General features: G+C 42.0%; 9 protein-coding genes and 1 pseudogene. 1 reads left to right on the forward strand and 9 read right to left on the reverse strand.

Features of this window, described 5'->3' with window-relative positions; translation table 11 throughout:
* Both chbG and HP456_RS15430 read right to left on the reverse strand, forming a co-directional pair.
* The coding region (gene chbG / locus HP456_RS15425; protein ID WP_172252676.1) for a chitin disaccharide deacetylase at positions 1-647 on the reverse strand (647 nt) is incomplete at its 3' end.
* 50 nt (positions 648-697) lie between these two features.
* A complete protein-coding gene (locus HP456_RS15430) occupies positions 698-2023 on the reverse strand; it encodes a 6-phospho-alpha-glucosidase (RefSeq protein ID WP_172252678.1) in 1326 nt (441 codons plus the stop codon).
* A gap of 188 nt (positions 2024-2211) precedes the next feature.
* Here HP456_RS15430 and HP456_RS15435 point away from each other — a divergent pair, with 188 nt between their 5' ends.
* Complete coding sequence (locus tag HP456_RS15435) at positions 2212-2922, forward strand: GntR family transcriptional regulator (RefSeq protein WP_172252680.1); 711 nt, start codon at positions 2212-2214, stop codon at positions 2920-2922.
* A gap of 1216 nt (positions 2923-4138) precedes the next feature.
* Here HP456_RS15435 and HP456_RS15440 read toward each other — a convergent pair.
* From HP456_RS15440 to HP456_RS15470, 7 genes and pseudogenes are all read right to left on the reverse strand, one after another.
* Positions 4139-4729, reverse strand: coding sequence for a class II aldolase/adducin family protein (locus tag HP456_RS15440; RefSeq protein ID WP_172252682.1), 591 nt, complete (start codon positions 4727-4729; stop codon positions 4139-4141).
* A gap of 16 nt (positions 4730-4745) precedes the next feature.
* Positions 4746-5975 carry a 3-oxo-tetronate kinase gene (otnK, locus tag HP456_RS15445; protein ID WP_172252684.1) on the reverse strand — a complete coding sequence of 410 codons (1230 nt, stop codon included), beginning with the start codon at positions 5973-5975 and terminating at the stop codon, positions 4746-4748.
* A 33-nt stretch (positions 5976-6008) separates the two neighbouring features.
* The gene (locus tag HP456_RS15450; RefSeq protein ID WP_172252686.1) at positions 6009-6938 is read right to left on the reverse strand and encodes an NAD(P)-dependent oxidoreductase; all 930 of its coding nucleotides are present in this window, start codon (positions 6936-6938) and stop codon (positions 6009-6011) included.
* A 91-nt stretch (positions 6939-7029) separates the two neighbouring features.
* Positions 7030-7698 (reverse strand): aspartate/glutamate racemase family protein, encoded by a 669-nt coding sequence (locus tag HP456_RS15455; protein WP_172252688.1) that lies wholly within the window; start codon positions 7696-7698, stop codon positions 7030-7032.
* Positions 7699-7746: 48 nt separating this feature from the next.
* A complete protein-coding gene (locus tag HP456_RS15460) occupies positions 7747-8574 on the reverse strand; it encodes an energy-coupling factor ABC transporter ATP-binding protein (protein ID WP_172252690.1) in 828 nt (275 codons plus the stop codon).
* Positions 8571-9434 (reverse strand): energy-coupling factor ABC transporter ATP-binding protein, encoded by an 864-nt coding sequence (locus HP456_RS15465; RefSeq protein WP_172252692.1) that lies wholly within the window; start codon positions 9432-9434, stop codon positions 8571-8573. The genes HP456_RS15460 and HP456_RS15465 overlap by 4 nt, the downstream gene beginning before the upstream one ends.
* A pseudogene (locus HP456_RS15470) lies at positions 9431-9656 on the reverse strand (energy-coupling factor transporter transmembrane component T); the annotation flags it as partial. The gene HP456_RS15465 and the pseudogene HP456_RS15470, both read right to left, overlap by 4 nt.

Here is a 9656-nt window from a genome sequence, read left to right on the forward strand (position 1 = left end):
TCTACTTCATCCACCCTTGGATACGTGAACGATGAGGTCGCCATCAGCTTTTTATCCAGATAGGCAGGATGGCACATCACTTCCACTGAGTTACTCTTTTCGAAGAGTGTATCCAGTGTTTTCTCATCTTTTAAAGCGGTTTCAATTAAGTATGAAAAAGAATCGGTGGTCTTAAACTCAGCTGGAATGTCCATATTGTTCCGCACAGGCAGACCGTATTCTTTTGCAAGAGTCAGGAACACCTGGGGAATTTCCCCGAAAGAGTTCACGTGATGGTGGCTGTCCAGGTGAGTGGGTGTTAGACCATACGATAGAAATGCCTCGATCTGAGCCTTCCATTCTGCATACACCTCTTCATAGTCGACCGTGAAAGCCCCTTTATAAAAGCTCAATGAACGGAAATCACCATTCACATCGACGATGGTCCGGTGAGTATCGAGCATCGGACGGTCACATGTCAAGACAAGATGGACGCCCACACCGAGTTCAGGATTTTCCTTGGCCAGGCGGGCGGCATGTTCCGCACCCGGCATATTGCTCATAAAGGTCGTTGATGTTAGTACACCTTGTTGATGGCAGTCGATGATGCCATGATTAACCCCTCTTGAATAGCCAAAGTCATCCGCATTGATAATCAGCTTCTTCATCTTCATCCCTCCTGATATCCTGCTGCCTGATATGGACAGCAGGGATTTTTTTACTTCAACGTCGGCCAATAAGAGCCGTTCGCTTCAATCATGTCATCCACTATTGCTTTCGCTTTTACCGGGCTGATCACCGTACGATTAAGCGTCAGTGCCTGAACCAATTTTTCGTAGCTGTTTTCAAAATAAGCTTCCGTTACCAGTTTTTCGTAGGCATATTGCCCTTCAATAAACCCTTTATAGAATACAGGGATTTCCCCGATGGCAAAAGGCTTCGGTCCATTCGCCGTCATCAGTGCAGGCACCTCGACCATCGCATCATCGGGCAGGTTGGAAATAATTCCATCGTTCTCAACAATCACGATGTACCGCTCGTTTAAGTTATAAGCTAAAGATGCAGCGGCTTTCACCATGAACACACCATGGATATCAACATGAAGATCGGCATCTTCCGCTGTGCCTTTTTCAATGATCCCATCACAGATATCGTGAACACGCTTTTGCCTGCCGTCGATCACCTGCCTGGCACGTGTACAATTTGGATCCTCTTTCTCTACCATTTGATCCGGGTATAGATAGTACTGCAGATACGTATTCGGAAGGAACTCCGGAAAATCCATCAGCATCTTTCTTGCCTGTTCAAAGGTTTTCTGCCACGATACATCATTGGCAATTTCCTTGTCTTCAGGAACGAACCCTTCCTTTATGATCTTCGCCTTAAGCCGTTCCGTATGGTCGTTTCCTGCCGTATCATAAATCTTTGTAAACCAGCCGAAATGATTCAGTCCGAAGTACTCCGGCACGATGTCCCAGACCTCAAGGCCTAACATTTTTGCGTAGCTGATCATGATGGCGATCGGCATATCGCAAATGTTCAATAATCGTTCATCTTCAGGAAATTCTTTTTTCAACGCCACCGCCACAATGGCTGCAGGATTTGTATAATTCAATATCCATGCATTCGGGGCATGCTCACGGATATCATGGACAAGCTGAATCATATCCCCGATGGATCTGAGCCCGTATGCCATTCCGCCCGGTCCGCACGTTTCCTGACCGACGACTCCATGTTTGAGAGAAATCTGTTCATCTTTTTCACGCATGGCCAGTCCGCCAGTCCGGATTTGGACAAAAACGAAATCTGCGTCTTCAAACGCCTCTCTTTTATCCGTCGTATAGGAAAAGGATTCGAGTTCCGGGTATCTCTCTTTAAAGAGGATCTCCGTTGCTTTGGCGTTCCGTTCCTGCCGCTTTTCATCAATGTCATAGAATACTAGATCTTTTAAAGGAAAGTTGTCTTTCTCTTCTATTAAACTCATCATCATCCCCATCGTGTACGTGCTTCCACTACCGGCTATGACTAATCGCTGTTTTTTCATAAATGCTCCTTCCCTCTTTCTTATATTTAATACAAATATAATACAACTATAAAGAACATTCAAGATAAATATGTATTATTTATGTATTAATCTAACTAATTTCAATTAGGAGGTGAAAAAAACACTGAGTTGTTTTATATTGGTATTACACATCCATATAACCAATCAATCTAAAAAGGTGGAAAACATTGAACACTCATACTCCTTTATATAAACAAGTAGCCAATCAAATCAAAAAACAAATCCAATCCGATAACCTCGACAAAGATGACGCCATTCCATCAGAGCAGAAGCTCTCGGAGTCATTTAACGTCAGCAGAGTCACCATCCGGCAGGCGATAAAATTATTGGTGGATGAAGGGATATTGTATAAAGTAAGAGGAAGCGGAACGTATGTGAAGCAGCCTAAGATCGAACACGATATCTACCGGCTGCAGGGATTCACAGAAGAAATGGAAAGCCTGAACCATGTCCCATCCAATCAGGTTCTCGAATTCTCCATGCAACTCCCGGCGGAGCCCATAAAAGAAAAACTCAACCTCAAAGACAATGAGAAAGTATTCTTTATCCGACGCTTAAGAAGCGGGGACGGAGAACCGATGATCCTCGAGGAAACCTACATGCCTGTCACACTGTTCCCCGACTTATCGGTCGAAGTGATGACTCGTTCGAAGTACGAATACGTGGAGAAAAAAGGATACAAAATCAAAGAACGGCAGGGAGAAATCCTCCCCCATATACCAAGCAAGGAGCTTCGGGAGATCCTGCAGATGAAAGATTCATCCTGCCTCGCCATGAACCTGTGCGCGTACCTGGAAGACGGCACCCTGTTCGAGTATACAAAATTGTATTTTAGAAGTGAGAAGTATACGTTTAAGTTTACTTCGAGGAGGTTTTAAGGATTTTCAGATCTTTAATAATATCTGCTCGCATGGGGAGCTCAATTGAAGATGCCCCAGTTCAGAGATCATCTTCCGGTGGGCATTGGCCATTCCGCCAAGCCCGATCAGGCCGGCCCTGATTGATTGTTTGATTCTTTGTCAATTTCATTCCCCCTTCCCTTGTTACTTCTTATTGTAAAGAGAATTCTTGGCCAGTAGAATAGGTTGAATGAAAACGCTTACCTTATGACACTCACTTGTGTATATAAAACACTCTTTCAAAGAAAAAAAGCAGCCAGGCAGCATAATAGATTTTGTTGGAAAGGGAAGCAAATCGTAATGATTTTGCAACCCTTTTTTTATTGGATATAACTAGCTTTTTAAGTAATTCGGGTTCTTAACTTGTTACCAAACTGCACAAAAATTGAAGCGTTACAGAACATTCTGGACGCTTCAATTACAATGTTTTTATAATCTGGCTAACGTTTTAGCTTAGTCTTCAAAGTTGAAAGATGTTAAAATGAGGTAAATTCTTATTAAACTAAAGTACAGGTTGGGGATTTTTGAATGCACAGGATACCGTATCCTTTATAGAGTAACTAAGATATATATAAGGGGAAATTTTCCCGCTATTCTGCTGCAGCTCGCTTGGATAGGGGTAAATAAGGGGGAAAATTCCTTCTAATCTTGCACAGATCCCCAAACTTATTGTTTTTCAAGTAAATAGAAGTAAATTTTCCCTTTATTTTAACTGTTTTCAGTTCCATTTCCTCATTAAGAGAAATTTCTCCCCTTATTAAATAATCCAATGTTACTGATTCTTTCATCTGGCTCGAGGGGTTCCGCTTTTGTTCACTTTGTCGGGTAAGATTAGCTGTAAATGCATCTGCAATTACTACACATTTTACAGTGTAGAATGCAATTTTGTAATCCTAAACAGAACCCGTTACCAAGCAGGTAACAGGTTTTGTTGTGGAGTACAAACTTCTAATTAAGTGTAATGGTTGGCAATTCTCAGGCGAAAAACAATCTTAATTTCATAAAAAATGGTCAGTGGCTGATGTGCCTCTGACCGGTTTTCTTAACATTAAAAGTCACTTCCTTTTTGCAGGAAGTGACTTTTAATGTTCTATATTTTCAACTACTTCGCTTCTATTTCATCCCCGGGCAAAAACAGTTAGCATAATATGCAACATTGTTTTCACATCTTCTAAAGTGTGACAAAAGTACTTAGTCACTCTGTATTAATTTTTCGAAGCTCCCAGGCAATGTGCGCACTTTCCTCTAATTCTTCCAATGCAAAAAATGCTTCCATGATACTTTTTCCCGGCACTACCGGGCCGTGATGGCTCAACAGCCATCCATCACTCGCATGTACGCGTTTTTCGAACACGTGAAACAGTTCTTGACTGCCCGGTTTTTCATAAGGAATTAAGCCGACTGTTCCCAGTTTCATTTTCAGGTATGGAGTATGATCCGGCATGCAATCCGATTCATTTAGGTCAGGCAGACAACTCCAAAGCACACTATACGTGCTATGCACATGAAGAACTGCACCAGTATCCGGTTTTGCTTTGTATACCGAAAAATGTAACGGCCATTCTTTGCTTGGTTTTGTCTCATCATATTGAACGCCATCCATGTCCAGTACAGCAAACTCCTCTGGTTTCAAATTTCCAAAGCATGTTCCAGTAGCAGTCACGTACATTTTGCCTTCATGCAGAAAACTCAGGTTCGCAACACTCCCAGTTGCTTTACCGCGTTGAAAGAGACTATTGGCAACCCAAATAGCATCTTGAATCTTCTGATCTAATGTTTGATCCATATTTTCCACTTCCCTCTTATGTTAAAGATAACGCTTGAAGGAAAAAGTCAGATTTTCCAAAGTTTCCGCTTTTAAACACCATTCGAATACGACTATCTTCTATTGGTATCATGATGGGCACACCTGGTGAAATACTATCTCCAATATGGTATCCCTTGTACCCAAGCCTTTTTGCCACCGCTCCACTCGTTTCTCCGCCTGCAACAATGATTCTGTGAAACCCGGCTTGAACAGCAAGTTCTGCTAAATCTGCAGTTGCTTTTTCTAATCTTCCTGCAACTTCTTCTTTCCCTCGTTGCTGAATATCCCGTACCTTCTCAGGTGTGTCGCTGCTGTAAACCAGAATGGATTCTTCTTTGTTTTGAGAAATCACATTCCAAATTCTTTCGACCTTCTCCTCACCTGAAATCAATTTAAGAGGATCCATAAAGTAGGTTTTGCCGCCTGATTGTTCAAATTCTCTAATCTGGTTTCGGGTCGCTTCACTGCAACTTCCTGCTAATAGTAACGCAGGTGAATGAGATCGTTCAAAGCCATCCGCTTCCGCATTTTCCTTGTACATTTTCGCCAAAGGATATGCAAGGCCACTTCCACCAGTTATGAGTTTGAGCTCTCCAAATAACTGTACCAGCTTTTCCGCGTCTTCCTCTGTCTCGTAATCTGGTATGATATAAAAATGAGAATGCTCTGCTATTATTCTTGAAATTCGTTCATTTACTTCTTCCTTGTTTAAATCGCCTGACATTTTTACACTGGGAAATTTGCTTTGCGCATCCATTAAATGAACCAGGTCACAATCCCACATTGGTGTAAGCGGGTGATCCTTCATTGAACTCTTATGCAATGGAACTCCATTTACATATAAACATCCTTCTTTAACAATACGTCCATTTACCGGAAGCGCAGGACAAAGAATTGTATTAGGAACGTCCAGCTCTTCCATTACTGCATCACAAATTGGGCCGATATTTCCCTCAGGTGTAGAATCAAATGTAGAGCAATATTTGATATAAAACTGTTGTGCACCTTGCTCTTTTAACCAGCCTATCGCCTCAAGTGAATCTTTGACAGCGTCTTTTGGGGGTTGAGTACGGGTTTTTAAGGCGATTACACATACCTCTGCCTCCGGCGCCTCCTCAATATCAGGTACTCCGGTGTATAAAACGGTACTGAGGCCGCCTTTCACAAAGAAAGAAGCGATGTCACTGCCACCGGTAAAATCATCTGCAATCACACCAAAGCGCAATCGATTCACCCCCTTACTTTATTTTTTTACGTATTACTTTACTAATTCAGCTTCCGCTTCTTCATAGTTTTTCTTACGTACCTTTACTCCCAATAAATCTTCAAAGTAACAAATCATTGCATGCTTGTAGAAATCACCTTGTCCGTTTTGTAATGCAAGTTGATACGTTTGCATGGTTCCGCTCAAGGTTGGAAGCGGTACTTGGTATTTCATCAATACTTCATTCATGCTTTCCATGTCTTTATAAGCCCGTTCAAGTGAAAAACTATGTTCAAAATCCCCTTCCAGCACCTTTGGAATCAATGTTTTTGACGCAAAACTTGATCCGGTTGCCGTCATCAATACGTCACCGAGTTTTTCCGGATCCAACCCGAGCTTCACGCCGACCGGCAATAGTTCGCTGAAGCTTGCACAGCAAATATTCAATACGCAGTTATTAATCATCTTCGTCAATTGTCCAGCCCCATTATCCCCCATATAGAGAATCTGTTTCCCCATTCGGTCCAGCATCGGTTTAATGCTGTTGAACAGTTCTTCCCTCCCGCCGCACATGATCGTAAGCGTTCCATCGACAGTGGTTCTCGGATGGCCGGAAATCGGGCAATCCATATATTCGATTTCGTTCTCCCTGCAGGTTTCTGCGATTTCAACTGCCCCCAAATAACTGATCGTGCTGAAATCGACAATCGTCTGTCCCGGTTTCATATGGTGCAGCAGGCCTTTTCCACCGACAATCACGTTCTTTACAATCTCTAAGTCCGGCAGACAGAGGAAGAGATAATCACTGTCTGCTGTATCCAGGATATTCGTAGTGGTGTGGATCCCTTGTGTCGTGAATTGCTCTAATGCTGCGGGATTTGCATCACAAACGAGGTAATCATATTCCCCTTCTTTTTCACCTTTTGCGAGATTGAATGCCATACCGGTGCCCATTACGCCTAATCCAATAAAACTTACTTTCATTGAAATCTCTCCTTATTGTTTGATATTTTAAGAGCTAAAAAACGAAGAAGCACTGTGATTGACTATTTCTCACTTTTGAATTTTTCCGTATCTAAGCGTTTACTTTATCCTGTTCTAATGCACTGATTACCACTTTTACCGCTTCTTTCGGACTTGTTAACACCGGGAGTCCTAATGTACTCGTTTCAACTTCTGCACATGCCTGTGTGATCTGGGCAAGAATGATGACTTCGCATCCTCTTTTTTGCAATTCCGCTGCCGCAAGACGATTCAGATGATTATGTTCTTCCTCATTCCCAGCCTTCAATTCTGTCATAGCCTGCGTATTGATTTGCGTGTCAACTTCAACTTCCCTGCCCAATTCATCGGAAAGCTTCTCTAATTGCGCTTTTGTTGCCGGTCCGGATGGTGCAGTCGTTGCCACAACACCTATTTTTGTATAATGGGTAACTGCCTTTTCTAACATCGGGCGATCTACCGCAAAGATCGGTACTGATATAAATGGCTTCACAGCATCCACTACAGGGGTTAATACGGTGCATGCTACAATAATCGCATCTACTCCCGCTTCCTGTGCCTTACTGGCCATATTGACAAAATCCCGAAATGATTTGTCATCGATTCCATTAATTTGGTTAGCATGAAATTGTATATGTTCGTCAACAAAGTTTAAAACCGTTACATCCGGTGCCAACTGCTTGAAGGCTTCATTCAAGGCTGGTACGGCATTACACGTTGCGTGAATAATTCCTATTTTCATATCGATTCTCCTCTATTTTAGTAGTCAGAGAGTTTCATATTGGTATGTTTACAGAGTAACCTTTACCTTACCTGAAGTTTTTTTTAGAACATCGATCATTTGATTGATATCCAGTACTTTTTCTTTGAGATTTAATGTATGACATAACCGGCTGATATGAGGCTGTTTTAACATCGCTTCTTCTAGGACACCATGGTTCCAGAAAACCTCTTCTTTATGACTATCCTGAACGACTCTCTTATTTGCCATCACGATGACACGGTCAAAGTTATTAACGACAAATTCCATATCATGTGTAATGGTAATAATCGTTTTCCCTTCTTTAACTAATGAATCAATAATGGATCCCAATCTTTTAATGGCCAGTGAGTCTTGACCGGCTGTCGGCTCATCCAGGATAATCGTATCTGTATCCATCGCAATGACCGAGGCAATTGTGACAAATTTCTTCATGGAATAAGGCAAGTTATACGGATGGATATCTAAGAATGGCACAATCCCTGTCAGTTCTGCTGCCTTCATGACGTTTTCTTCAATCTTCTGCTCTGAAAATCTAAGATTTTTAGGCCCAAACCTAATTTCACTTTTTACATTTTCGTGAAATATTTGATCATCAGGGTTTTGAAAAACATATCCTACCTTTTTAGATATCTGAGCTGTTGTATAGTCTTTTGTATTCAAACCATCGATCATCACATCACCCTGTGTAGGCTTTGTTAATCCATTCATCATTTTCACTGTTGTCGTTTTCCCGGCACCATTTTGTCCAACAATGGCTACTGATTCGCCCTTTTCGAAAGACATGCTGACATTTTCAACCGCTTTAAAACCATTGGGGTAACAATAGGTAACGTCATTTAAAGTTAAATAACTCATGATTTCACCCCTTTTAATTCCATCCAATGTTTCATCACTTGAACGGAGTCTCTTTCAGTAATCGGGATTCTTTCTGTAGGCATATTGTGTTTCCGCATTTGTAAATCTAATAGCGTATACTGGGTTAATCCTAAACCATAGTCCTGTGTATCTTCTTCAGAAAGCACATCTTCCGTTCTTCCTTGTTTCTTAATATGTCCATCCTGAAGAACGATCACATAATCTGCATATTCAGCAATTAACTCGATCTTGTGCTCTACTAAAATAATTGTTTTTCCTTTTTTCTTCATAATATCGATTACTCTAAATATTTCCTCTGTGCCTTGTGGATCCAACTGTGATGTCGGTTCATCAAAAATGAGAATATCCGGCTCCATGACGATAATCGACGCTAAGGCCACTCTTTGTTTTTGTCCGCCTGACAGCTCATTCGGGTTTTTGTTCTGGATATACTCGATGCCCAGCAATTGAATGATGTCTTGAACTTTCTGTCTGATGACGTCCACTTCCACCCCCAGGTTCTCCAATCCGAAAGCGATCTCGTCAAAGACCGTTTCCTTCACGCCGCTGATCTGGGTAAATGGATTTTGAAACACAAAGCCCACTTTCTGAGCAAGGTCACTTGGATCCCAATCTTGAACATCCTTCCCATCAATCAGCACTTCTCCAGTTCGTTCTCCTTTGAAAAAGTGGGGAATGAACCCCCGGATCACATTGCAGAGCGTTGTCTTCCCTCCGCCGTTCACGCCGGCGAGCGCATAGAACTTCCCGCTTTCAATCGTAAGATTCAGATCATACAGGACTTTTTCACTGCCGGTAGGATACTGGTATGATAGATTCCTAATTTCAATTCCACTCATAAGAAAAACCTCCAGATCAAGATTGAAACAAATACAATCACTAACACTGCTCTTACCAAATGATCACTCTTCGTCTTTTCCAAATGGTGCAGGCTTGTTTTTTTGGTCCGGGCTGTAAACGCTCTGGATTCTAACGTGATGGCTTTCTCGTCTGTGCTTGAGAATGAAGACAAGATCAGCGGGGTTAATGCTGGTACAAATGCTTTCATTCGGATGCTAAGG

The organism is Bacillus haikouensis (assembly GCF_013179555.1).
GTDB lineage: Bacteria > Bacillota > Bacilli > Bacillales > Bacillaceae_B > Rossellomorea > Rossellomorea haikouensis_A.

Excerpts from the sequence above, each read along its gene's own strand:
- HP456_RS15450 (WP_172252686.1), bottom strand. The coding sequence starts at position 6,938 with ATGAAAGTAAGTTTTATTGGATTAGGCGTAATGGGCACCGGTATGGCA.
- HP456_RS15430 (WP_172252678.1), bottom strand. The coding sequence starts at position 2,023 with ATGAAAAAACAGCGATTAGTCATAGCCGGTAGTGGAAGCACGTACACG.
- HP456_RS15460 (WP_172252690.1), bottom strand. The coding sequence starts at position 8,574 with ATGAGTTATTTAACTTTAAATGACGTTACCTATTGTTACCCCAATGGT.
- HP456_RS15455 (WP_172252688.1), bottom strand. The coding sequence starts at position 7,698 with ATGAAAATAGGAATTATTCACGCAACGTGTAATGCCGTACCAGCCTTG.
- HP456_RS15440 (WP_172252682.1), bottom strand. The coding sequence starts at position 4,729 with ATGGATCAAACATTAGATCAGAAGATTCAAGATGCTATTTGGGTTGCC.
- HP456_RS15465 (WP_172252692.1), bottom strand. The coding sequence starts at position 9,434 with ATGAGTGGAATTGAAATTAGGAATCTATCATACCAGTATCCTACCGGC.